The organism is Gemmobacter aquatilis (genome assembly GCF_900110025.1).
Lineage (GTDB): Bacteria > Pseudomonadota > Alphaproteobacteria > Rhodobacterales > Rhodobacteraceae > Gemmobacter > Gemmobacter aquatilis.
Genome location: NZ_FOCE01000004.1, coordinates 33318 through 55837 on the forward strand (window position 1 = coordinate 33318; position 22520 = coordinate 55837).

Annotated in this window: 21 protein-coding genes; 11 read left to right on the forward strand and 10 right to left on the reverse strand. The window is 63.5% G+C overall.

What is annotated here, in order from left to right; translation table 11 throughout:
• The first annotated feature begins 2 nt into the window (after positions 1 to 2).
• Positions 3 to 1655: a choline dehydrogenase gene (betA, locus tag BMX43_RS08645; RefSeq protein WP_091300320.1), complete on the forward strand. Its 1653-nt coding sequence runs from the start codon at positions 3 to 5 to the stop codon at positions 1653 to 1655.
• A gap of 175 nt (positions 1656 to 1830) precedes the next feature.
• Positions 1831 to 2067, forward strand: coding sequence for an HP1242/YdcH family protein (locus BMX43_RS08650; protein WP_091300324.1), 237 nt, complete (start codon positions 1831 to 1833; stop codon positions 2065 to 2067).
• A gap of 33 nt (positions 2068 to 2100) precedes the next feature.
• Here BMX43_RS08650 and BMX43_RS08655 read toward each other — a convergent pair whose 3' ends face one another.
• The 3 genes from BMX43_RS08655 to BMX43_RS08665 are packed head-to-tail and all read right to left on the reverse strand — an operon-like array spanning position 2101 to position 5164.
• Positions 2101 to 3498 carry a helix-turn-helix domain-containing protein gene (locus BMX43_RS08655; protein WP_091300328.1) on the reverse strand — a complete coding sequence of 466 codons (1398 nt, stop codon included), beginning with the start codon at positions 3496 to 3498 and terminating at the stop codon, positions 2101 to 2103.
• Positions 3499 to 3554: 56 nt separating this feature from the next.
• On the reverse strand, positions 3555 to 4772 hold the full coding sequence (locus BMX43_RS08660) for a Bcr/CflA family efflux MFS transporter (RefSeq protein ID WP_091300332.1): 1218 nt from the start codon (positions 4770 to 4772) through the stop codon (positions 3555 to 3557).
• Positions 4773 to 4813: 41 nt separating this feature from the next.
• The gene (locus BMX43_RS08665; RefSeq protein WP_091300336.1) at positions 4814 to 5164 is read right to left on the reverse strand and encodes a DMT family protein; all 351 of its coding nucleotides are present in this window, start codon (positions 5162 to 5164) and stop codon (positions 4814 to 4816) included.
• A 175-nt stretch (positions 5165 to 5339) separates the two neighbouring features.
• On the opposite strand from BMX43_RS08665, the gene BMX43_RS08670 reads away from it, so the two are divergent.
• The 8 genes from BMX43_RS08670 to BMX43_RS08695 all read left to right on the forward strand — a co-directional run bounded on the left by BMX43_RS08670 (position 5340) and on the right by BMX43_RS08695 (position 12935).
• Positions 5340 to 6872 carry an acyl-CoA carboxylase subunit beta gene (locus tag BMX43_RS08670; protein ID WP_091300339.1) on the forward strand — a complete coding sequence of 511 codons (1533 nt, stop codon included), beginning with the start codon at positions 5340 to 5342 and terminating at the stop codon, positions 6870 to 6872.
• A 27-nt stretch (positions 6873 to 6899) separates the two neighbouring features.
• Positions 6900 to 7658 (forward strand): hypothetical protein, encoded by a 759-nt coding sequence (locus BMX43_RS08675; protein ID WP_091300343.1) that lies wholly within the window; start codon positions 6900 to 6902, stop codon positions 7656 to 7658.
• Positions 7655 to 8062, forward strand: a complete 408-nt coding sequence (locus tag BMX43_RS08680) for a DUF6497 family protein (protein WP_245749425.1) — start codon at positions 7655 to 7657, stop codon at positions 8060 to 8062. Before BMX43_RS08675 ends, BMX43_RS08680 begins: the two co-directional genes overlap by 4 nt.
• A gap of 214 nt (positions 8063 to 8276) precedes the next feature.
• Positions 8277 to 8411 carry a hypothetical protein gene (locus tag BMX43_RS20375; RefSeq protein ID WP_281243120.1) on the forward strand — a complete coding sequence of 45 codons (135 nt, stop codon included), beginning with the start codon at positions 8277 to 8279 and terminating at the stop codon, positions 8409 to 8411.
• Positions 8412 to 8486: 75 nt separating this feature from the next.
• On the forward strand, positions 8487 to 8888 hold the full coding sequence (locus BMX43_RS08685; RefSeq protein ID WP_091300348.1) for a hypothetical protein: 402 nt from the start codon (positions 8487 to 8489) through the stop codon (positions 8886 to 8888).
• A 340-nt stretch (positions 8889 to 9228) separates the two neighbouring features.
• A complete protein-coding gene (locus tag BMX43_RS19470; RefSeq protein ID WP_139201553.1) occupies positions 9229 to 9468 on the forward strand; it encodes a hypothetical protein in 240 nt (79 codons plus the stop codon).
• A gap of 129 nt (positions 9469 to 9597) precedes the next feature.
• Complete coding sequence (locus tag BMX43_RS08690) at positions 9598 to 11601, forward strand: acetyl-CoA carboxylase biotin carboxylase subunit (RefSeq protein WP_091300352.1); 2004 nt, start codon at positions 9598 to 9600, stop codon at positions 11599 to 11601.
• A 101-nt stretch (positions 11602 to 11702) separates the two neighbouring features.
• Positions 11703 to 12935 carry a Y-family DNA polymerase gene (locus BMX43_RS08695; RefSeq protein WP_091300355.1) on the forward strand — a complete coding sequence of 411 codons (1233 nt, stop codon included), beginning with the start codon at positions 11703 to 11705 and terminating at the stop codon, positions 12933 to 12935.
• Positions 12936 to 12940: 5 nt separating this feature from the next.
• On the opposite strand, the gene BMX43_RS08700 is transcribed toward BMX43_RS08695, so the two are convergent.
• Positions 12941 to 13366, reverse strand: coding sequence for a DUF4174 domain-containing protein (locus BMX43_RS08700; protein ID WP_091300359.1), 426 nt, complete (start codon positions 13364 to 13366; stop codon positions 12941 to 12943).
• Between the two features lie 89 nt (positions 13367 to 13455).
• Here BMX43_RS08700 and scpA point away from each other — a divergent pair, with 89 nt between their 5' ends.
• Positions 13456 to 15585: a methylmalonyl-CoA mutase gene (gene scpA / locus BMX43_RS08705; RefSeq protein WP_091300363.1), complete on the forward strand. Its 2130-nt coding sequence runs from the start codon at positions 13456 to 13458 to the stop codon at positions 15583 to 15585.
• Between the two features lie 198 nt (positions 15586 to 15783).
• Here scpA and BMX43_RS08710 read toward each other — a convergent pair whose 3' ends face one another.
• The 6 genes from BMX43_RS08710 to BMX43_RS08735 all read right to left on the reverse strand — a co-directional run bounded on the left by BMX43_RS08710 (position 15784) and on the right by BMX43_RS08735 (position 22517).
• Positions 15784 to 17223 carry an NAD-dependent succinate-semialdehyde dehydrogenase gene (locus tag BMX43_RS08710; protein ID WP_091300366.1) on the reverse strand — a complete coding sequence of 480 codons (1440 nt, stop codon included), beginning with the start codon at positions 17221 to 17223 and terminating at the stop codon, positions 15784 to 15786.
• Positions 17224 to 17226: 3 nt separating this feature from the next.
• Positions 17227 to 18315 carry an ABC transporter ATP-binding protein gene (locus tag BMX43_RS08715; protein ID WP_091300369.1) on the reverse strand — a complete coding sequence of 363 codons (1089 nt, stop codon included), beginning with the start codon at positions 18313 to 18315 and terminating at the stop codon, positions 17227 to 17229.
• Positions 18312 to 19112 carry an ABC transporter permease gene (locus BMX43_RS08720; RefSeq protein WP_091300373.1) on the reverse strand — a complete coding sequence of 267 codons (801 nt, stop codon included), beginning with the start codon at positions 19110 to 19112 and terminating at the stop codon, positions 18312 to 18314. The genes BMX43_RS08715 and BMX43_RS08720 overlap by 4 nt, the downstream gene beginning before the upstream one ends.
• Positions 19112 to 19951 carry an ABC transporter permease gene (locus BMX43_RS08725; protein ID WP_091300377.1) on the reverse strand — a complete coding sequence of 280 codons (840 nt, stop codon included), beginning with the start codon at positions 19949 to 19951 and terminating at the stop codon, positions 19112 to 19114. The genes BMX43_RS08720 and BMX43_RS08725 overlap by 1 nt, the downstream gene beginning before the upstream one ends.
• A gap of 69 nt (positions 19952 to 20020) precedes the next feature.
• The gene (locus BMX43_RS08730) at positions 20021 to 21028 is read right to left on the reverse strand and encodes an ABC transporter substrate-binding protein (RefSeq protein WP_091300381.1); all 1008 of its coding nucleotides are present in this window, start codon (positions 21026 to 21028) and stop codon (positions 20021 to 20023) included.
• Positions 21029 to 21053: 25 nt separating this feature from the next.
• Positions 21054 to 22517, reverse strand: coding sequence for an aldehyde dehydrogenase (locus BMX43_RS08735; RefSeq protein WP_091300385.1), 1464 nt, complete (start codon positions 22515 to 22517; stop codon positions 21054 to 21056).
• Positions 22518 to 22520 lie beyond the last annotated feature (3 nt).

Consider the following 22520-nt stretch of genomic DNA (forward strand, 5'->3'; position numbering starts at 1 on the left):
CTATGAGCAGCGAATATGTGATCGTCGGCGCGGGCTCTGCCGGTTGCGCCATGGCCTACCGTCTGGCCGAGGCCGGGCGCAGCGTCACCGTCATCGAACATGGCGGCACCGATGCCGGGCCCTTCATCCAGATGCCGGGTGCGCTCAGCTATCCGATGAATATGAACCGCTATGACTGGGGTTTCCAGACCGAACCGGAACCGCATCTGGGGGGGCGTGTCCTGGCCACACCGCGCGGCAAGGTGATCGGCGGCTCATCTTCGATCAACGGCATGGTTTATGTGCGGGGCCATGCGCGCGACTTCGACCATTGGGCCGAACAGGGGGCGAATGGCTGGTCTTACGCCGATGTGCTGCCCTATTTCCGCCGGATGGAAAGCTGGCATGGCGAGACCGGCGATGCTGCCTTCCGCGGCAATGATGGTCCGCTGCACATTACCCGTGGCCCCCGGTCCAATCCGCTGTTCAATGCCTTCATCGAGGCGGGTGCGCAGGCCGGTTACCCGGTGACGCCCGATTACAACGGCCAGCAGCAGGAAGGATTCGGCGCCATGGAGGCGACGATCTGGAAGGGGCAGCGCTGGTCAGCCGCCAATGCCTATCTGAAACCGGCGCTGAAAACCGGCCGGGTGAAGGTGGAGCGCGGCTTTGCCCGCCGCGTGGTGATCGAGAACGGTCGTGCCACCGGAGTCGAGATCGAGCAGCGCGGCCAGATCGTCACCATCTCCGCTGCGCGCGAGGTTGTTCTGGCAGCGTCCTCGATCAACACGCCCAAGCTTTTGTTGTTGTCCGGCATTGGCGCGGCGAGCCATCTTGGTAGCCTCGGAATACCTGTGGTGGCAGATCGGCCAGGCGTTGGCGCGAATTTGCAGGACCACCTCGAGCTATATTTGCAGTTTGCATCTCGCCTGCCGATCACGCTGTACAAATACTGGAATCTCTGGGGCAAGGCGATGGTCGGCGCGCAATGGCTGCTGACGCGCAAGGGGCTTGGCGCCTCGAACCAGTTCGAGGCCTGCGCCTTCATCCGGTCCAAATCCGGGGTCGATTACCCGGATATCCAGTATCACTTCCTGCCGATCGCCGTGCGCTATGACGGCAAGGCCGCCGCCGAAGGGCATGGCTTCCAGACCCATGTCGGCCCGATGCGCTCGGTCTCGCGTGGGGCTGTCACGCTGCGCTCTGCCGATCCGGCGGCAGCGCCGCGCATCCAGTTCAACTACATGTCGCACGACTCGGATTGGGACGATTTCCGCCGTTGCATCCGTCTGACCCGCGAAATCATCGGGCAGGACGCGTTCAAACCCTATTACAAATCGGAAATCCAGCCCGGTCTTGCCCTGCAATCTGATGACGAGCTGAACGGGTTTATCAAGGAGCATGTCGAAAGCGCCTATCACCCCTGCGGCACCGCCCGCATGGGGCGGCGCGACGATCCGACGGCGGTGATTGACCCGGAATGTCGGGTGATTGGCGTCGAGGGCCTGCGGGTCGCCGACAGTTCGATCTTCCCGCGGGTGACCAATGGCAATCTGAACGGCCCTTCGATCATGGTGGGCGAAAAAGCTGCAGATCATCTGCTGGGGCGCACGCCTCTCGCACCCTCCAACCAGGAGCCGTGGATCAACCCGAACTGGCGGGTCAGCCAACGCTAGGCCATCTGTGCGGCTCTGCATCGTCATGGCCCCGAGGATCCATCCGGGATCATTTGCGTTTGGGCAAATCCTGCGGCGGGAATTTCGATTTTCCTGCGGAATTTGATCCGGGTCAATGTGACCAGCAGCGTGCCGCACTAGCGTCAGATCGTTACGACCAAGGAGGAAACTGACGATGGCGAACACCCCGCACGAACTGGCAGAGGAATTCCCGGCCGAGGCAGGCAAGATTTCGGCGCTGAAGGAAACAGATGCCCATTTCGCCCGTCTGGTCGAAGAATATCACGAGGTGAACCGCAAGGTGCACCGCGCAGAAACGCTGGTGGAACCGATGGCGCCTGAGCATGAAACCGATTTGCGCAAGCAACGCTCGGCACTGAAAGATCAGATCTGGCAGCGTCTTAGCGCCTGATCTTGGAGTGGCCCGGCCTCGCGCCGGGCCTTTTCATTCGGCGATCTCGTAGGGCAACAGCCCCCGTTTGTCGGGATCGACGCGCAGTCGCCGCTCTAGCGGCGGGACCGAGCGTTGGTGGCAATCGCGGCGCTCGCAGATCCGGCAGGAAATGCCGATCGGTTCGAACTTTCCGCGCAGATCCAGCCCGTCGGCATAGACCAGCGCATCGGCATGCTGCACCTCGCAGCCGAGACCGATCGCATAGCGCCGCACTGGCGCATTGAACGAGCCGCCGGGTTTGCTGACATCACGCGCGAGGCAGAAATAGCGGACACCATCCGGGGTTTCGGCCAGTTGGCGCAGAAAACGGCCCGGCGTTTCAAAGGCGCGGTGCACGTTCCACAATGGGCAGGCGCCCCCGAACCGGGCAAATTGCAGCCGTGTTGCGGAATGGCGTTTGGTGATCGTGCCGGCCTGATCAACTCGCACGAAGAAAAAGGGAATGCCCTTCGCCCCCGGGCGCTGCAGGGTGGAAAGCCGGTGCGCCACCTGTTCGACAGAGGCGCCGAACAGATCGGACAGACGTTCCAGATCGTGGCGGGTATCCAGCGCGGCCTGCTGGAAGGTGCGATAGGGCAGCAGGGCCGCGCCAGCAAAGTAGTTTGCAAGCCCAATCTTTGCAATGTCGCGCGCCTCGGGCGTGGCAAACCGGGCCAGATCCAGTGTCGCGTCGAGGAGGTCGTTCTGGGTGATCAGCGCGACTTGATAGAGCAGTTGGAACCGTTGCGTTGGCCCTGACGCCCGCCCCGAAATCGCCAGCCGCTTCTGGAGTGGATCATAGGTACGCAGGGTGCCGCTGTCCGAAAATTGCAAGTCTATGCCTGCGCTGGCAAGAGTCTCGCTGGCGATAAATAGTGGGTCTTTTCTGATGCCTGCGGGCATTGCATAATGCTCTGCGGCCCGGTCAATCGCATCCAGATAATTGTCACAATAGTGAAAGAAGTCACGCACTTCTTCCCATGGCGAAGGACGTAATGATACATCCTCGCGCCCTAGCGCCTCGTCCAGAGAGGCCAACCGCTCATGGGTCTGGCGATAGGCGCGGTGCAGGTCCAGGAAGGCCCGAGCCAAAGCAGGGGCGTTGGAGGCGGCAAGCCGCAGGTCGGCCAGGGGGGGGGTGGCACTTTGGAACACCGGATCGGCCAGTGCCTCGCGCATGTCCGACACGATCCGTTCAGCATCGCCGGTGGTCAGTTCGGTCACGTCGAAGCCGAACTCCTGTACCAGTGCCAGTACAACCGAAGCTGAAACCGGTCGATGGTTATTTTCCATCTGGTTCAGATAGGGCAGCGAGACGCCGAGTTTGTCGGCAAAGGCCTTTTGCGTCAGTCCCAACCGTCCACGCAACTCGCGCAGCTTGACCCCGGCATAGAGTTTCTGAGTGGACATGGCGCCTCCATTTGCAATTTGCATGTCACCTTTGCAAATTTATGCTGTCAAGCCTTTCACTCCTGTACGCCAACCTGCCTCGCCCTTCGGATGACCCAAAGGCTCGCCAGAACCGAAGCGACGGATGTAGCAAGCATGAGCATGACCAGCGGCAGTTCGGTGGCGCCATCGGGCAGCAATGCCGTGGCAAGCGCTGCCAGCCCCGCCCCACCACCGATCATGATAGCGCCGCCGAGCCCCGAGGCTGTGCCAGCAAGCCCTGGCCGTACCGAGAGAATTCCAGCATTGGCATTGGGCAGTGCGATGCCGTTGCCAAGGCCCATGAACAGCGTCAAGCCGAAAAAAACGGCCGCCGTCATCAATCCACCCAGCGACAGGGCGAGCAGCAGGGCCATTGCGGCTGTGGTTACCACGGTGCCCAGCAGCACCATCCGGTTCATGCCCAGCCGCACCGAATAGCGCCCGGCAAAAAAGTTGCCGAAGGCATAGCCCAGTGCTGTCAGCGCGAACAGCGCCCCGATCTGGCTGGAACTCAGGCCGAAAACGAACTTCCCGACATAGGGGGCGCCTCCAAGATAGGCGAAGAAGCAGCCCGAGGCGAAAGAGGCGGCGAGACAGTAGCCCCAGAAGCGCTGGGACCGGAAAAGTGTCGGATATTGGCGCAGTTGCGCGCGGAAGCTAAGGGTGTTTGGCACGGCCGTCTCGCCTTGATCGCGCAGCACAAGAATCAACACCAGCACGCCCAGACCCAGCAGCAGCCCGAAATTCGCCTGCCAGCCGAACCATTCGTCCAGCACCCCGCCGATCACCGGGCCGATCATCGGTACAAGGCTCATACCCATCATCACATAGCCCATCATCGAGGCCGCGCGATCACCGCTCACCATATCTCGCACGATAGCCCGGCTGAGCACCATGCCAGCGGCGATAATCGCCTGCCCCATGCGGAAGGCCAGGAAAACCAAGGCGTTGGGCGCCAGCAATGTGCCCAAGGTCGCCAGCAGGAACAGCACCATTGCCCCGATCATCACCGGGCGGCGCCCGAAACGATCCGAGATCGGACCAATCACGATCTGCAGTAGGGCAGACAGGCCGAGGTAGAGTGCGACCGACAGTTGCATCAGTGCGTATGGCGCGTCGAAATAGGCCGCCATGCCGGGAAGAGAGGGCAGAAAAATGTTCATCGTCAACGCCGAGATGCCCGCGATTAGGATCACGGTCAGCAGAGTCGGCGGGGTGTTCGGGTCAAGAAAGCGTGGGCGGGGCAGGGTCATGGCATAGCGCTACGCGCGGATGTATCGTCTGTCCACAGCACTCACCATTTGTGGAAGATAAAAAAGGCGCCGAGCGCGATGCAGGCAAAGCCCAGCAGGTGGTTCCAGCTCAGCGGTTCCTTCAGGAAGGTGACAGAGAAGATGGCGAAGACGACCAGGGTGATCACCTCTTGGATCGTTTTCAGCTCTGCCGCCGAGAACACGCTGTGCCCGATCCGGTTTGCGGGCACCTGCAGCACGTATTCGAAAAAGGCGATGCCCCAAGAAATGGCGATAACCGCCAGAAGCGGTGCGGTTTTGAACTTCAGGTGGCCATACCAGGCGAATGTCATGAAAATGTTGGACATCACCAGCAAGCCTATGGTGATCATTCCGGGCGGAAGGGTGGGCATTGGCATCTCCCTGCTGGATTGTTTCCATGTGCCGCGCGGAGCGGGGAATGGCAAGTCTTTGCGTATTTGCAATTTGCAATTACGAGACTGCCAATAATTTGCAAATTTTCTCAATTCCGCTTTGGGGAATCCTGTTCCCCGCATAATGTGCCGACGATTCCGGGGAGAGGACCTCATGAAAGACATCCTGCAAGAGCTTGAAGATCGTCGTGCCGTGGCCCGCGCGGGCGGGGGGCAGCGCCGGGTTGAGGCGCAGCATGCCAAGGGCAAGCTGACCGCACGGGAGCGTATCGAGCTTCTGCTGGACGAGGGCTCTTTCGAAGAGTTCGATATGTTCGTGCGGCATCGCTGCACCGATTTCGGCATGGAAGAAGACCGGCCTGCCGGGGATGGCGTGGTGACCGGTTGGGGCACGGTCAATGGCCGCATGGTCTATGTGTTCAGCCAGGATTTCACAGTGTTCGGCGGCTCGCTGTCGGAAACTCATGCGCAGAAGATTTGCAAGATCATGGACATGGCTTTGCAAAATGGCGCTCCGGTGATTGGCCTGAACGATTCTGGCGGTGCGCGCATCCAGGAAGGCGTTGCCTCGCTGGCCGGTTATGCCGATGTGTTCCAGCGTAACATCATGGCCTCGGGCGTGGTGCCGCAGATCTCTGTCATCATGGGCCCCTGTGCCGGGGGCGCCGTCTATTCGCCCGCGATGACCGATTTCATCTTCATGGTGAAAGACAGCTCTTACATGTTCGTCACTGGCCCCGATGTGGTGAAGACCGTGACGAACGAGGTGGTCACCGCCGAGGAGCTGGGCGGGGCTTCGACCCATACCAAGAAATCCTCGGTCGCCGATGGCGCCTTTGAAAACGACGTGGAAGCGCTGGCCGAAGTGCGCCGCCTGATCGACTTCCTGCCGCTGAACAACCGCGAAAAGGCGCCGGTGCGCCCGTTCTTCGACGACCCGTCGCGCATCGAAGACAGCCTTGACACCATCATCCCCGACAACCCGAACCAGCCCTATGACATGAAAGAGCTGATCCACAAGGTTGCCGACGAGGCGGATTTCTACGAGATTCAAAAGGATTACGCGGCGAATATCATCACCGGCTTCATCCGCATCGAAGGCCAGACGGTTGGCGTTGTGGCGAACCAGCCGATGGTTCTGGCGGGCTGCCTCGACATCGATTCCAGCCGCAAGGCTGCGCGCTTCGTGCGGTTCTGCGATGCGTTCGAAATCCCGATCCTGACCTTCGTCGATGTGCCGGGCTTCTTGCCGGGCACCAGCCAGGAATATGGCGGCGTCATCAAGCACGGTGCGAAACTGCTGTTCGCCTATGGCGAGGCCACCGTGCCGAAGGTCACCGTCATCACCCGCAAGGCCTATGGTGGCGCCTATGACGTGATGGCGTCGAAACACCTGCGTGGTGATTTCAACTATGCCTGGCCGACCGCCGAAATCGCCGTGATGGGCGCCAAGGGGGCGACCGAGATCCTGTATCGCTCTGAACTCGGCGACAAGGACAAGATCGCGGCGCGCACCAAGGATTACGAAGATCGCTTCGCCAATCCCTTCGTCGCGGCCGAGCGTGGCTTCATCGACGAGGTGATCCAGCCGCGCTCGACCCGCCGTCGTGTGGCCCGTGCCTTTGCCAGCCTGCGTGGCAAGAAGCTGGCAAACCCCTGGAAGAAGCACGATAACATCCCCCTGTAACGCGATTTCCGCAGCAAAGGGGCGACCATGCAACTGGCCATCGACATAAGGGCAGAGGCGGGGGGCGGTGCCATATCGGCACTCGACTTCTCGGCTCTGGGCCCGGACGACTATCTGAACCTGATCCTTCAGCGTTCCGAAGTCATGTTCGACATACCGAAGTCGGGCCAGGTGATCCGGGCCTGGGAGGCGGGTGATATGGACCCGATCTCCCGGGTGATCGCGGATATGGGCGAGGATATCGCCCGCCGCGCTGCGGGGGTGATCCATGCCGAATATCGCACGCTGGCGCCGCTGATCGCGGCGCGCGGTGTGTCGCGTCTGGCCGATATCGGCTGTGGCTATGCGCTGTTCGATCTGTTTGTCGCGCGCGACAATGACTGCGATCTGCTGCTGATCGACCTGGAGGTCAATGACCGCCGGAATTTCGGCTTTGCCGAACAGGGGGCGGCGTATTCAAACCTGTCTGTGGCCCGCAAAATCTTGGAAAACAACGGCATCTCTTCCGATCGCATCGTTACGCTGAACCCGCGGGATACTGCGCCCGAGGCGGCGGGGCCGGTGGATTTTGCCGTATCCTTCCTGTCTTGCGGCTTTCACTATCCGGTCGATGCCTATCTGCCCTTCGTCGATCAGGCGCTGACTGCTGGCGGCACCGCGATCTTCGACCTGCGCGCCGCGACCGCTGCCGAGCAGGCCGCAAAACTCGCCACCTACGGCACGATCACCGATCTCGCAGCGCCGAAAAAGGCACGCCGGGTGCAGTTGGTGAAGGAGGCGGCATGAGCGCGGTTTTCCTTCGCCTGACACCGCCTCAGGCGCCGTTTCAGGCCCGCCTAATTGCGGATGAGGCGCCGATCACCGTGCCCTCCGGGCAGCCGGTGACTCTGCTGGATGTCATCACCAACCAGCCGGGTCCGCTGGGTCTGACCACGCGGTTCCGTTTCCTCGCGCCCGAAATCGCGCGCGAGGGTGGCAGTGTCGATCTGGAAACCGCGCAGGCCGACATGCTGGCGCTGTGCCAAAGCTATGCCTTGCCGCGCATCGCCGGGCAGGGGCCGCAACCGGCGCAGATCGTGATCTCGCTTTCCGACCGCCCGGTGCCCTTTGGCGAGGCCGCCCCTGACGCCACCCAGTTCTTCGAGGCCTTTGCCCTGCAGGACGGCACCTGTATCTGGGAGATGTTCTGATGCAACACCAATATCTTGCGCAGATTTGCGCGGTAGGCCGGGCCATTGATGTAGCGCTGCCACAGGTGCCGATGCAGGCGGTTTATGCATACCATTCGGGCAGAAAACCCTTTATGCTGGCCGCGAAACGTTCCCAAGCGTTTCACGCCTCGTATCGGGGGCAGGGGTCGGAACCTTCCGTACTCGTGACCTCCCAAGAAAACTGGAGAAGAGAATGTCGAGCAAAATGCGTATTGCTTTCGCCCTGTGCACCATCGCTGTTCTGGCCGCTTGCGCTGGTCCGAAAGAAGAAGTCATCGTCACCGATCCCGCTGTTTCGGTCGAGCCGACCTACACGGGCAAGCTCTGATAGACCTGAAGGGCGGGCCAGCGGGGCACAGCCCCGGCCCGCCCTTTCCCGTAGCACCTGCAAGGCAGGTGCATCATGCTGAAGCATCGCGGATTCCCCGGTCGGATGACCGGCACAGACTTTCAGTTCGTGATCCGTCGCGCCAACAAGAAAGACGGCCCGACCAAGATCTTCCGGCGTGAGCGGTTCAAGGACCGCAAGAACCTCGACCGAGCAGCCGACACTGCCTTCATGGCAGCACTTTGGGCCTGTTTCGGTGAAGAACCTTTTGAACGTGGCAATCTGGATGCCGGGCGCCTGTCTTGGCTGTTCGGGCGTGAGGTCGTGCCCGCCGAAGACCCGTTCGACCCCTGTTCCTACGAGGCGCTGCTGCGCATCGACGTGAAACGGGCGCAGGCCTCGTTCCCCGAAGTCTTTGCCGACGACGCCCCGCCGGTCGTCTTCGACGATGACGATGACTGGGGCGAGGACGACTGAGCATGGTTTCGCGCAACCCCTTGGCAATCTGGCAGAGTTCCGCGCATTCGGCGCGTGGGGCAGCATTTGCCTTTGCCAGTGGCACGAGGCTGCGCCAGACTTTGCAAGTGATCGCGCATGTCCCCGCGCCGGTCCGGGATGGCCAGAAATGCGCCCCTTCCCCCCTCTCAACGCTCGCCTCTTTTCGGGGCGGGCGTATTTTTTCCTGTGCGCAACAGCGTGGCACGACGCGTCGGCAAGGCTTCGCCGAGACGCGCCGCTCGCGGGGAATTGCCTTTTCCCTGCCCGCCAATGCGATAGACTCGGCCCACATAACATCCCCCAACGGAGGCCGGGCAACATGCGTATCTACACCCTTCTCGCCATTGCAGCATTCAGCACTGTGGTCGCTGGCTGCACCCAGAGCGGCTATGGCCAGCCTGGAATGCTCAATACCCAAGGCGGCCGTGCCGTCACCGGCGCCGTCATCGGTGCTGCAGCCGCTGATGCCATGGATGAAAATGCCCTCGCCGGCGCCGCGATTGGCGGGCTGGTGGGCGGCGCATCCTGCGGCCTTCCGGGCCTGCCTGCCTGCTATTGATCTGACCGCCGCGCAAGCGGCGGGCTTTGCCATCACCAGAACCACCGGGGCTGCCAGCCCCGGTGGTTTTTTTCGTTCTGCACATGACTGCGCACGCGGACCCGCGTGCCGCCCAGGGAAGGAAGCCGAATGTTCAAGAAGATCCTGATCGCCAACCGGGGGGAGATTGCGTGCCGCGTGATCAAATCTGCCCGCAAGATGGGCATCAAGACGGTGGCCGTCTATTCGGATGCCGACCGCAACGCGTTGCATGTCAAAATGGCGGATGAAGCTTATCACATTGGCCCGCCGCCGGCGAACCAGTCTTACATCGTGATCGACAAGATCATGGAGGCGATCCGCGCCACCGGGGCCGAGGCGGTGCATCCGGGCTATGGCTTCCTGTCCGAAAACATGAACTTCGCCGCAGCGCTTGAGGCCGAGGGCGTGGTGTTCGTCGGCCCGCCGTCGCCAGCGATCGAGGCGATGGGTGACAAGATCACTTCGAAGAAACTGGCGATGGAAGCCGGGGTTTCCACCGTTCCGGGGTACATGGGCCTGATCGCTGATGCGGACGAGGCGGTGAAAATCTCGGGCGAGATTGGCTATCCGGTCATGATCAAGGCCTCTGCTGGTGGCGGCGGCAAGGGGATGCGCATTGCGTGGAGCGAATCCGAGGTCAAGGAAGGCTTTGAATCCTCGAAGAACGAGGCGGCGAACTCTTTCGGTGATGACCGGATCTTCATCGAGAAATTCGTGACCCAGCCGCGCCACATCGAAATCCAGGTGCTGGCCGACAAACACGGCAATTGCGTCTATCTGCATGAACGCGAATGCTCGATCCAGCGCCGGAACCAGAAGGTCATCGAAGAGGCGCCGTCGCCCTTCCTGGACGAGGCGACCCGCAAGGCGATGGGCGAACAGGCCTGTGCACTGGCCAAGGCGGTGGGTTATACTTCGGCGGGCACCGTCGAATTCATCGTCGATGGCAACCGCAACTTCTACTTCCTGGAAATGAACACCCGCCTGCAGGTGGAACATCCGGTGACCGAACTGATCACCGGCGTTGACCTTGTGGAACAGATGATCCGCGTTGCGGCGGGCGAGCCGCTGCCGTTCAGGCAGGAAGATCTGAAGATCAACGGCTGGGCGATGGAATCGCGGCTTTATGCCGAAGATCCCTACCGCAACTTCCTGCCCTCGATTGGCCGTCTGACCCGCTACCGCCCTCCGGTCGAAGGCAAGACGCTGGGCGGCGGCATCGTGCGCAACGATACCGGCGTGTTCGAGGGCGGCGAGATCAGCATGTATTACGACCCGATGATCGCCAAGCTGTGCACTTGGGGCGCCACTCGCGCCGATGCGATCGAGGAAATGCGCCTCGCGCTGGACACGTTCGAGGTGGAAGGCATCGGCCATAACCTGCCGTTCTGCTCGGCGGTGATGGAACATCCGCGCTTCACTTCGGGCAATATCACCACGGCCTTCATCGCCGAAGAATATCCCGACGGTTTCAATGGCGTGGCGCTGAACCCGCAGATGCTGCGCCGGGTGGCCGCTGCTGCCGCCGCGATGAACCGCGTGGCTGAAATTCGCCGCACCCGCATCTCGGGCACGATGGACAATCACGAACGCCATGTCGGTGACAATTGGGTGGTGACCGCGCAGGGCGAAGACCTTGCTGCCACCATCGCTGCCGACAAGGACGGATCGACCGTCACCTTCGCCGACGGCACCGCGCATCGCGTCACCTCGGACTGGACGCCGGGCCAGCCGCTGGCGCGTCTGATGGTGGACGGCCAGCCGCTGGTGCTGAAGGTCGGCAAGATCCCGATGGGCTTCCGCATCCGTCTGCGCGGCGCCGATCTGAAGGTCTATGTCCGCACACCGCGCGCCGCCGAACTGGCCGCGCTGATGCCGGAAAAGATGCCGCCGGACACCTCGAAATTCCTGCTCTGCCCGATGCCCGGCCTGATCGTGAAGATCACCGTGGAAGAGGGGCAAGAGGTGCAGGAAGGTCAGGCGCTGGCCACCGTCGAAGCCATGAAGATGGAAAACATCCTCAAGGCGGAACGCAAGGGCGTGGTGAAGAAGATCAACTGCGCGCCGGGCGCCTCGCTGCGCGTTGACGATGTGATCATGGAGTTCGAATAAGGTGGCACGGCACGCGGCGTCACGGCGGCGGCTTCGGGCTGGCGGATTGTTCTCACTTTGTTCTAAGGTGGGGCCCGCCGCAGCATCCGAATCGGTCTGCCATGACGCTTCGTGTTTCCACCTTGTTCTTCGACATGAACAGCTTCTACGCCTCGGTTGCGCAGGCGGAGGAGCCTGCGCTGATGGGGCGGGCGGTTGGCGTGCTGACCACCGATGCCCCCGGTGCGGCCTGTATCGCGGCCAGCATCGAGGCAAAGCGGCATGGTGTGAAGATGGGCACCCGGCAGGACGAGGCGCGGCAGCTTTGCCCCGGCATCGTCTTTCGCCCGGTGAAGCACGATGTCTGCGTGACCTATCACCATGCCATCCTGCGCGCGGTGGAAACGGTTCTGCCGGTCGATCGGGTCTGGTCGATCGACGAGTGTTCCTGTCGGCTGACCGGATCGCAGCAGGGGCTGGAACAGGCCTTGCAGATCGGGCGGGCGCTGCAACAGGTGGTGTTGGCGCAGGTCAGCCCGGCCTTGCGCTGTTCGGTTGGGCTGGGGCCAACACGGCTTCTGGCCAAACTGGCGGCGGGGCTGGAAAAGCCGGGCGGGCTGCACTGGCTGTTGCCGCATGTGTTGCCCGACCGGATCGCGCATCTGGCGCTGGACGATCTGCCGGGTGTGTCCTGGCGGATGAAAGCCCGGCTGGAGGCGGCGGGGATCGCGGATGTGCCCACGCTTTACCGGCTGGACCCGAAACGGGCGCGGGCGATCTGGGGCAGCGTGGCGGGCGAACGGTTTCTGCGCGAACTTCGGGGCGAGACGGTGGTCTGGCCCAGCACGGTGCGCGGGATGATCGGTCATGGTCAGGTGTTGACCGGCGCCAACAAGACGGTCGAGGGCGCGCGGCTGGTGGCGCGGCGGTTGCTGGTCAAGGCTGCGGCCCGGCTGCGGCGCGAAGGCTTCTATGCCCGCAGCCTGTCTCTGGGCGCGAAATGCGCCCGGGCGGGCCGGATCGGCCATGGCGGAGAGATCCGCTGCACGCAGGACACGCTGTTCCTGCTGGAAACGCTGGAACGGTATTGGGCGCTGCTGCCGTTGCAGGCACCGCTGGCGGTGAATGTGACGCTGGGTGGGCTGTTGCCACAGGCGGATTTCGTGCCCGACCTGTTCGACACATCCGCCCCGCCCGGCCACAGGGCGGCGCTTCATGCGGCGGTCGATGCGCTGAACCAGCGTTTCGGGCAGGACACCATCCGCTATGGCCAGTTGCCGCCGCATCATGTGCCCTATACCGGCGCCAAGATCGCCTTCGGACGCATCCCCACGGTCGAGGATTTCCGCGAGTAAGGCCGTCATCGCCCCGGATGTCGCTCCAACAGCTCGTTGCGGCGCAGCGGGAACTTGTCGATCGCCCGACCGATCTCTCGCAGATCCCAAGGCAGCGGCTTGCGGATGATCGGATGCAGATCCTTGTCCAGAAGCACGAGCGAGAAGCCCTGCGGTCGCAGCTTCTGACGCCAGACGGATCGGGCGGCGGGGTCGGTATCGGTGATCACCACCACATCCCGCTCTGCCAGCTCGCCCTTGTCGCGGGCCAGCAGCGCCATCTGCTGCAGATAGGCCGGGTCTTCCGGGCTGTCGGCAAACACCACCACCGGCCGTTTGTGGTAAAGCAACTCCTCCATCGCCACATCGCGGGCGGGCAGGGGGACAAGCGGCTCCGCCACAGCGGCAAGCGGCAGAAATGTTGCGAGAACAAGGAAATAGAGCGGTTTCATGGGGCCTCCCTCGCACCTTGATATAGGTGCTTTTCCCCGGAAACCAATGAAGATCGCCGGAACCCCGGCCCAAGCCAAGGAACGAGCCGATGACCGAGAAACTGGAAGGCTGGCGCAAACTCGCCGAGAAGGAACTGAAGGGCCGCTCGCCCGACAGCCTGACCTGGAACACGCTGGAAGGCATCGCGGTCAAGCCGCTGTATACCGCCGAAGACACGGCGGATCTGCCGCATATGGGCACGCTGCCCGGCGTGGCGCCCTTTACCCGCGGCGTGCGCGCCACGATGTATGCGGGCCGCCCGTGGACGATCCGCCAATATGCGGGCTTCTCCACCGCCGAAGCGTCGAATGCCTTTTATCGCAAGGCCTTGGCCGCTGGTCAGCAAGGCGTTTCGGTCGCCTTCGATCTGGCCACCCATCGCGGATATGACAGCGATCACCCGCGCGTGGTGGGCGATGTCGGCAAGGCCGGTGTGGCGATTGACTCGGTCGAGGACATGAAGATCCTGTTCGACGGCATCCCGCTAGAAAAAGTCAGCGTGTCCATGACGATGAACGGCGCGGTGATCCCGATCCTCGCCAATTTCATTGTTACCGGCGAAGAACAGGGCGTGGATCGCAGCCTGCTGTCGGGCACGATCCAGAACGACATCCTGAAGGAGTTCATGGTCCGCAACACCTATATCTATCCGCCCGAGCCTTCGATGCGGATCATTGCGGACATCATCGAATACACTTCGAAAGAGATGCCCAAGTTCAACTCGATCTCGATCTCCGGCTACCACATGCAGGAAGCGGGCGCGAACCTGGTGCAGGAACTGGCGTTCACCCTGGCCGATGGGCGCGAATATGTGCGCGCCGCACTGGCCGCGGGCATGAATGTCGATGACTTCGCCGGGCGCCTGAGCTTCTTCTTCGCCATCGGCATGAACTTCTTTATGGAAGCCGCCAAACTGCGCGCCGCGCGTCTGCTCTGGCATCGCATCATGGCGGAATTCGAGCCGAAGAAGACCGGCAGCCTTATGCTGCGCACCCATTGCCAGACCTCGGGCGTTTCGCTGCAAGAGCAAGACCCCTATAACAACGTGGTCCGCACGGCATACGAGGCGATGGCGGCAGCGCTTGGCGGCACCCAGTCGCTGCACACCAACGCGCTGGACGAAGCGATTGCCCTGCCGACCGAATTTTCGGCCCGCATCGCCCGCAACACCCAGTTGATCCTGCAGGAAGAAACCGGTGTCACCAAGGTCGTCGATCCGCTTGCAGGCTCCTACTACGTTGAAAGCCTGACGGCGCAACTGGCCGAAGAGGCCTGGAAGCTGATCGAGGAAGTCGAGGCGATGGGTGGCATGACCAAGGCCGTGGCCACCGGGATGCCGAAACTGCGCATCGAGGAATCGGCGGCGCGGCGGCAGGCGATGATCGACCGCGGAGAAGAGGTTATCGTTGGCGTGAACAAGTACCGTCTCGCCAAGGAAGACCCGATCGACATTCTGGACATCGACAACGTCGCCGTCCGTGAAAGCCAGATCGCCCGCCTGAAAACCACCCGCGCCGCCCGTGACGAGGCGAAGGCGCAGGCCGCCCTTGCCGAACTCACCCGCCGCGCGTCGGAGGGTGGCAACCTGCTGGACGCTGCGGTCGATGCCGCCCGCGCCCGCGCCTCGGTCGGAGAGATCAGTGACGCCATGGAAAAGGTCTTCGGTCGCCATCGTGCAGAAGTGAAAACCCTTGCCGGTGTCTATGGCGCGGCCTACGAGGGCGATGATGGCTTCGCCCAGATCCAGCAGGATGTGGAGGCGTTCGCCGAAGTTGAAGGCCGCCGCCCGCGGATGCTGGTGGTGAAGATGGGCCAGGACGGGCATGACCGTGGCGCCAAGGTCATCGCCACCGCCTTTGCTGATATCGGCTTTGACGTGGATGTGGGCCCGCTGTTCCAGACGCCCGAGGAAGCCGCACAGGACGCCATCGACAATGACGTGCATGTGGTCGGCATCTCGTCGCAGGCCGCTGGTCACAAGACGCTGGCGCCGAAACTGGTGCAGGCGCTGAAGGCGGCCGGGGCAGGGGATATTCTGGTGATCTGTGGCGGGGTGATCCCGCAGCAGGATTACGAGTTCCTGTACAGTAATGGCGTCAAGGCGATCTTCGGGCCGGGCACCAATATTCCCAATGCGGCACGCGACATCCTCAAACTGATCCGCGAAGCGCGGGGCTGAGCCGGAGCGTGGGGGGCAACATGCCCCCCACGCCGCTGACTTGCATTCTGGGCGCTGTGAAACAGGCGGGGGCTCGGGCGAAAATGACCCTCCCCCTCCAGTGCCTGCCGGACGGCGGGTTGGCCGCCACAGCGGATCGTCCTCCCCGACTTTCACCCAAGGTCCGGGGCAACCGGATTGGCCAAGACCGCCCTCGGATCAGACCGAGAGGCAGGCGTATTTCAGATCCAGATAATCCTCGATCCCGTGGCGCGAACCTTCGCGCCCAGTGCCAGATTGCTTGACGCCGCCAAAGGGCGCCACTTCGGTGCTGATCAGGCCGGTATTGATGCCGACCATGCCATATTCCAGCCCTGCCATCACCCGCCAGACGCGCCCGATGTCGCGGGTGAAGACATAGGAGGCCAGCCCGAATTCGGTGTCATTCGCGGCGGCGATCACCTCGGCTTCGGTGTCAAAGCGGAACACCGGAGCCAGCGGGCCGAAGGTTTCCTCGCGGGCGATGGTCATGTTGGCAGTCACGCCGGTCAGCACCGTGGGCTGAAAGAAGGTGCCCTGCAGCCGCGTGCCGCCGGTCAGCACCGCTGCGCCCTTGGCGCGGGCATCGGCGATATGGGTTTCCACCTTGGCCAAGGCGGCTTGGGAGATCAGCGGGCCGATGTCAGAGCCTGCCTGATTGCCCGGGCCTACCCGCAACGCCGCGACCGCCTGCGCCAGCCGTGCCACGAAAGCATCGTGAATGCCCGCCTGCGCATAGATCCGGTTGGTGCAGACACAGGTCTGCCCGGCATTGCGGAATTTCGACGCGATGCAGCCCTGCACCGCCGCCTCCAGATCGGCATCGTCGAACACGATGAAGGGCGCGTTGCCGCCCAGTTCCAGCGACAGTTTCTTGATCTGCGCTGCGCCCTGTCGCATCAGGATGCGGCCCACATTGGTGGACCCGGTGAAGCTGATCTTGCGCACGGTGGGGTTTTCGCAGAATTCCAGTCCCAGACCCACGGCATCGCTGGAGGGCAGGATGGACAGCACGCCTTTCGGCAGGCCCGCCCGTTCCGCCAGCACCGCCAGCGCCAGCGCCGACAGCGGGGTTTCGGCGGCGGGTTTTGCCACGATGGTACAGCCCGCTGCCAGCGCCGGGGCCAGCTTGCGTGCGATCATCGCATTGGGGAAGTTCCATGGCGTGATCGCCGCCACCACGCCGACCGGTTGGCGGATCACCAGCAGCCGTTTGTCGCGCTGATGGCCGGGGATGGTTTCGCCATAGATGCGCTTGGCCTCTTCGGCGAACCATTCGATGTATGAAGCGCCGTAAAGGATTTCGCCTTTCGCCTCGGCCAGAGGTTTGCCCATTTCGGCGGTCAAGAGGATGGCCAGATCGTCGACATGGGCCAGCACCAGATCATGCCAGCGGCGCAGAATCGCCGCGCGTTCCTTGCCCGTGTGCGCGGCCCAGTCGGGTTGGGCTTCGGCGGCGTGGGCAATGGCCTGTGCGGCATCCGCGCGGGAACAATCGGCCACGTCGGCCAAAAGCGTGCCATGGGCGGGATCATGCACGGCAAGGCGGGTGTCGCGCTGTACCCAGTCGCCGGCCAGAAAGGCGCGAGTTTCCAGCAGGGTGGGGTCTGTCAACTGCATGGCTTACCCCCGCACGAACGCATGGGCGGCCTCGGGCGACCAGCGCACATGCAGCCGGTCGCCGCGCGCAAGGCGGCCTGCCAGTGGATGGCCGAAGTTCAGCCGCACGGTCATCGCATCGCCCCAATCGGTGCGCGCGGCAACGGCGGTGCAATTGCCGAGGAAGGTGATGTCCTGCACCGTCACCGGCAGCGAGGCGCCCTCGGCCCCGGCTTCGGCTGACAGTTCCACCCGTTCGGGGCGCAGCATCAGATCGGCGGCCTGTCCTTGCCGGCCGGCGCCGTGCAGCGGAATGTCCACCACCTTCTGGCCATTGGCAAAGCGCAGCGCGGCGCGGTTGCCCTGAACCCCGGCCAGTTCGCCCGACAGGAACGCGCTGTCGCCGATGAAATCGGCCACGAAATGCGTTGCGGGATTGGCGTAAAGCTCGGGGCCGGTGCCGACCTGCTCGATCTTGCCCTTGTTGAAGATGGCGATGCGATCCGACAGGCGCAGCGCCTCTTCCTGATCATGGGTGACGTAAAGGATCGTCACGCCGGTTTCCTGATGGATGCGGCGGATCTCGACCTGGATTTCCTCACGCAGCTTCTTGTCGAGCGCCGAGAGCGGCTCGTCCATCAGCAGCACCGGCGGATCGTAGACCAGCGCGCGGGCCAGGGCCACGCGTTGCTGCTGGCCGCCCGACATCTTGGCGGGCATCCGGTCTTCAAACCCGTCCAGCCGCACCAGCGCCAGCGCGCGTTTCACCTTCTCGGCAATCTCGCTTTGCCCCATCCGGCGGACGCGCAGCGGGAAGGCCACGTTTTCGCCGACACTCAGATGCGGGAACAGGGTGTAGCGCTGGAACACCATGCCGATGTTGCGCTTGTGCGAGGGGGTGGAAAGGATCGACTGTCCGCGCAGCTTGATGTCACCGGCGGTCGGATCCTGAAACCCTGCCAGAATATACAGCGTGGTCGATTTGCCGGAACCGGACGGACCAAGGAAAGTCATGAACTCGCCCTCGGAAATCGCCAGTTCCACATGGTCGGATGCAACCACCGGGCCATAGGTCTTGCGGATGCCATTGATGTGCAGGAAGGGCGTTGTCATTCGGATTTGCCTTTGCGGATCAGGGCGGCGGCGATCATCAGAAGCACCGTCAGCGCGACGAGAAGGGTAGAGGCGGCGGCGATCACCGGGGTCAGGTCTTGCCGCAGCGTTGTCCAGACCTTGACGGGCAGGGTTTGCAGGCTGGGCGAGGCCATGAAGATTGCCAGCACCACCTCGTCCCACGAGATCAGGAAGGAAAAGATCGCGGCCGAGAACAGGCCGTGGCGGATGCCGGGCAGGGTGACGCGCAGCCGCGCCTCCCACGGGCTGGCCCCGCAGAGGATGGCGGCATCCTCGATGGCGGGATCAAAGGTTTCCAGCGCGCCGGTGATGGTGATGATGGCGAAGGGCAGGGCCACGATCAGATGGGCGATGACAAAACCGACCAGTGTGCCGTTCAGCCCCAGCCGCAGGAAGGCGGCGTAAAGCGCCACGGCGACGATCACCACCGGCAGCACCATCGGCGTCAGGAAGAACGCCCGCAACACCTCGCGCCCCCGGAAGGTGCCGCGCACCAGCGCCAGCGAGGCCAGCAGCCCCAGCGCCACCGACAGCACCATCACGATGACGCCGATCTTGGCCGAGGTCAGCGCCGCGCCCAACCAGCGCGGGTCGGCAAACAGTTCGGCATACCATTTCAGCGTCCAGCCCGGCGGCGGAAAGATCAGCCAGCGCGACGATCCGAAAGACAGGCCGACGATGAACAGGATCGGCAGCAGCAGGAACAGTGCCATCAGCACGCAGATCGCCGTCAGCCCCCATTTCCACGCGCCCAGCTTGTTGAAATCCAGCAGCATCAGCGGGCCTCCTTCGCATCAAAGAAGCGCAGTTGCACGGCGTAAAGGCCCAGCGTCACGACCAGCAGCAGGAAGGCCGCAGCCCCGCCCATGCCCCAGTTCACCAGACTTTGCACCTGCTGCGCGATCAGTTCGGCCAGCATCATGTTGGCGGTGCCGCCCAGCAGCGAGGGGGTCACATAATACCCCAGCGACATCACGAAGACCATCAGCGCCCCAGAGGCGATGCCCGGCCCGGCAAGGGGGATCAGCACGCGCCGCAGTGCCTGCGCCTTGGTCGCGCCGCACAGAGCCGCCGCCTGAAGGATGGCCGGGTCGATCTTCTTGATCACGCCCATCAGTGGCAGGATCATGAAGGGCAGCATGATATAGACCATGCCGATGGTCACGCCGACCAGATTGTTGGTCAGTTGCAGCGGCGCGTCGATCAGACCCAGCGCCATGAGGCTGCGGTTGATCAGGCCGGTCTGTTGCAGCAGCACCATCCACGCATAGGTCCGCGCCAGAAGGTTTGTCCACATCGACAGCAGGATGATGGCGAAGATGATTGAGGCCCAGCGGCTCGGCATGATGGCAAGCGCCCATGCCACGGGAAAGGCGATCAGCACGGTGATCAGCGTCACCACGCCCGACACGAAGAAGGTGTTGAAGAAGATCCGGGCATAGGTGGAACTGCCCACCAGCACGGCATAATTCTGCAGACCAAGTTCGGGTTCTGTCACCGACCGGGTCAGCAGGGCCGCGACCGGCACGACGAAAAAGGCGAAAAGCAGCAGGACGGCAGGCAAGGCAAAGCCCAGCCCCGACCCGCGGCGGCCCGCGGTGATGGCGGAAAACATGATGGTCCCCTTGCAGGATGTAGGCAATGGGCCCGGGCGCAGAAGTGGCGCCCGGGCGGGGGCAGGGCGTTACTGCGCCTGCCACGCATACCAGCGGTTGCCGATCTCGTCGCGGTGCTGCGCCCAATAGGCCATGTCGGCATTCACCTGCACCGCCGTTTGTGCATCGGGCAGGGTGGCGCGGACCGCAGGGTCCATCAGTGCGGCCGATCCGAGGTTGACCGGCGCATAGCCGGTGGCGGCGGCGAAGGCGGCCTGACCCTCGGCGCTGGTCGCCTCGGCGATCAGCTTCATCGCGGCGTCCTTGTTCTTGGCCCCTTTGGGCACTACCAGCGCGTCGGCGGCGGTGATGTTCTGATCCCAGCTGATGCCGACAGGCATGCCGTCAGCCTGCAGGGCGGACAGGCGACCGTTCCAGAAGAACCCGATCGGCGCCTCGCCCGAGGCCAGAAGTTGCTGCGACTGCGCGCCGCCTTCCCACCAGATGATGTCGGCCTTGATCGTGTCCAGCTTGGCAAAGGCGCGATCCAGATCCAGCGGATACAGCGCCTCGGGCGCCACGCCATCGGCCAGCAGTGCCGCTTCGATCACACCCGGCGCCGACCATTTGTAGAAGGTGCGCTTGCCGGGGAATTTTGCGGTGTCGAACAGGTCGGCCAGCGTGGCGGGCTGCGCATCCGCGAAATTCGCCGGATTCCAGCCCAGCACGAAGGAATAGTAGAACGACCCCACCGCGAAATCCGACACGAAGCGCGGATCAAGCTTGGTCTTGTCGATCACGCTGAAATCGAGCGGTTCCAGCAGGCCCTGTGCGCCGGCCTGCAGCGCCCAGTCATATTCCGCATCGACCACGTCCCAGGTGACGGCGCCGGCCTCGACCATGGCTTTGATCTTGCCGTAATCGGTCGGGCCATCCTGCACCACCGCCGGGCCGCCTTTTGCGGTGAACGGTGCGGCCCAATGCGCGGCCTGCGCGTCTTGCGTGGTGCCACCCCAAGAGGTGAACACCATGTCCTGCGCCTGCGCAGCCGAAGTCAGGGCGCTGGCGAAGGCCAGCGCAATCAGCGTCTTTTTCATTGTCTCGTCCCTGTGTTGTGCCGGATCAGCGCATCACGAACGGATCCGGGATCGGATCGTCCGAGGTGCGCAGCCAGACCGTTTTCACCGTCGTATAGTCCAAAGCCGCGGCAAGGCCTCCCTCCCTGCCATGGCCAGAAAGCCCGTGCCCGCCGAACGGCGCGATGGGGGAAACGGCACGGTAAGTGTTGACCCAGACGATTCCGGCGCGGATGCCGCGGATCATGCGATGGGCGCGGGTCAGGCTGCGGGTGAACACGCCCGAGGCCAGCCCGAATTCGGTATCATTGGCCAGATGCAGCGCGTCTTCCTCGGTGTCGAAGGTGACAACCGACAGGACGGGGCCGAAGAACTCTTCGCGCAGGCAGGGCGCATCGGGCGCATTGCTGCAATCCAGAATGGTGGGTGGGAAGTAGTAGCCCGCACCTTGCGGCACCACGCCGCCCGTTACCAGTTGCGCGCCCGCCGTCAGCGACCGCGCGATCAGATCGGCGATGCGGTCGCGCTGGCGCAGGGTGCAAAGCGGGCCGACCTCGGTGGCCATATCGTCTGGCGCCCCAATCGCCACCGCCTCGGCCTTGGCCTTCAGGCGGCCGAGAAACGCCTCCTTGACGCTGGCCTGCACCAGCAGGCGCGAACCTGCCACACAGCTTTGGCCGGTGGCCGCGAAAATGCCCGAGACCTGCGCATTGGCGGCGCTGTCCAGATCGGCATCCTCGAACACGATGAAGGGTGATTTCCCCCCGAGTTCCAGCGAAGTCTTGGCAAGGTTTTCAGCACTGGCCCGCACGATATGACGCGCCGTATCCGGCCCGCCGGTAAAGGCGATATGGGCCACGCGCCTGTGGGTGGTCAGCGCGCGCCCGGCCTCGGGCCCGCCGGTCACGATATTCACCACGCCGGGCGGGAACCCCGCCTCATGCACCAGTCGCGCAAATTCCAGCAGCGGTGCCGGGCCATCCTCGGACGCCTTCACCACCAGCGTGCAGCCCGCCGCCAGCGCCGGGCCGATCTTCACGGCGCTGAGAAACAGTTGCGAGTTCCACGGCACGATGGCCGCCACCACGCCCACGGGTTCGCGGCGCAGCCAGACCTCCATATCCGGCTTGTCGATCGGCAGATGCGCGCCTTCGATCTTGTCGGCAAGGCCCGCGTAATAGCGGTAATATTCCGCGACATAGGCGATCTGCGCGCTGGTTTCGCGGATGATCTTGCCGGTGTCGCGGGTTTCCAGCGCCGCAAGGCGGGGGGCCGCTGCCTGTACCAGATCGGCCAGCCGCATCAGCAGCTTGCCGCGCGCGCTGGCCGTCAGGGCAGGCCAGGCCCCGGAGGTGAACGCCCGATGCGCCGCCAGCACCGCCCGGTCCACATCGCCCGCCCCGGCCATGGGCATCACGGCCCAAGGTGCTGCGGTCGCGGGGTCAAGGCTGTCAAAGCTGGCGGTGCCATCCTCGAAAACCCCGTCGATATAGTGCTGAAAACGGTCCATCGG

What these genes read in the sequence shown, in the direction of transcription:
- betA (WP_091300320.1), top strand. Translation starts at nt 3, where the DNA reads ATGAGCAGCGAATATGTGATCGTCGGCGCGGGCTCTGCCGGTTGCGCC.
- BMX43_RS08650 (WP_091300324.1), top strand. Translation starts at nt 1,831, where the DNA reads ATGGCGAACACCCCGCACGAACTGGCAGAGGAATTCCCGGCCGAGGCA.
- BMX43_RS08655 (WP_091300328.1), bottom strand. Translation starts at nt 3,498, where the DNA reads ATGTCCACTCAGAAACTCTATGCCGGGGTCAAGCTGCGCGAGTTGCGT.
- BMX43_RS08660 (WP_091300332.1), bottom strand. Translation starts at nt 4,772, where the DNA reads ATGACCCTGCCCCGCCCACGCTTTCTTGACCCGAACACCCCGCCGACT.
- BMX43_RS08665 (WP_091300336.1), bottom strand. Translation starts at nt 5,164, where the DNA reads ATGCCCACCCTTCCGCCCGGAATGATCACCATAGGCTTGCTGGTGATG.
- BMX43_RS08670 (WP_091300339.1), top strand. Translation starts at nt 5,340, where the DNA reads ATGAAAGACATCCTGCAAGAGCTTGAAGATCGTCGTGCCGTGGCCCGC.
- BMX43_RS08675 (WP_091300343.1), top strand. Translation starts at nt 6,900, where the DNA reads ATGCAACTGGCCATCGACATAAGGGCAGAGGCGGGGGGCGGTGCCATA.
- BMX43_RS08680 (WP_245749425.1), top strand. Translation starts at nt 7,655, where the DNA reads ATGAGCGCGGTTTTCCTTCGCCTGACACCGCCTCAGGCGCCGTTTCAG.
- BMX43_RS20375 (WP_281243120.1), top strand. Translation starts at nt 8,277, where the DNA reads ATGTCGAGCAAAATGCGTATTGCTTTCGCCCTGTGCACCATCGCTGTT.
- BMX43_RS08685 (WP_091300348.1), top strand. Translation starts at nt 8,487, where the DNA reads ATGCTGAAGCATCGCGGATTCCCCGGTCGGATGACCGGCACAGACTTT.
- BMX43_RS19470 (WP_139201553.1), top strand. Translation starts at nt 9,229, where the DNA reads ATGCGTATCTACACCCTTCTCGCCATTGCAGCATTCAGCACTGTGGTC.
- BMX43_RS08690 (WP_091300352.1), top strand. Translation starts at nt 9,598, where the DNA reads ATGTTCAAGAAGATCCTGATCGCCAACCGGGGGGAGATTGCGTGCCGC.
- BMX43_RS08695 (WP_091300355.1), top strand. Translation starts at nt 11,703, where the DNA reads ATGACGCTTCGTGTTTCCACCTTGTTCTTCGACATGAACAGCTTCTAC.
- BMX43_RS08700 (WP_091300359.1), bottom strand. Translation starts at nt 13,366, where the DNA reads ATGAAACCGCTCTATTTCCTTGTTCTCGCAACATTTCTGCCGCTTGCC.
- scpA (WP_091300363.1), top strand. Translation starts at nt 13,456, where the DNA reads ATGACCGAGAAACTGGAAGGCTGGCGCAAACTCGCCGAGAAGGAACTG.
- BMX43_RS08710 (WP_091300366.1), bottom strand. Translation starts at nt 17,223, where the DNA reads ATGCAGTTGACAGACCCCACCCTGCTGGAAACTCGCGCCTTTCTGGCC.
- BMX43_RS08715 (WP_091300369.1), bottom strand. Translation starts at nt 18,315, where the DNA reads ATGACAACGCCCTTCCTGCACATCAATGGCATCCGCAAGACCTATGGC.
- BMX43_RS08720 (WP_091300373.1), bottom strand. Translation starts at nt 19,112, where the DNA reads ATGCTGCTGGATTTCAACAAGCTGGGCGCGTGGAAATGGGGGCTGACG.
- BMX43_RS08725 (WP_091300377.1), bottom strand. Translation starts at nt 19,951, where the DNA reads ATGTTTTCCGCCATCACCGCGGGCCGCCGCGGGTCGGGGCTGGGCTTT.
- BMX43_RS08730 (WP_091300381.1), bottom strand. Translation starts at nt 21,028, where the DNA reads ATGAAAAAGACGCTGATTGCGCTGGCCTTCGCCAGCGCCCTGACTTCG.
- BMX43_RS08735 (WP_091300385.1), bottom strand. Translation starts at nt 22,517, where the DNA reads ATGGACCGTTTTCAGCACTATATCGACGGGGTTTTCGAGGATGGCACC.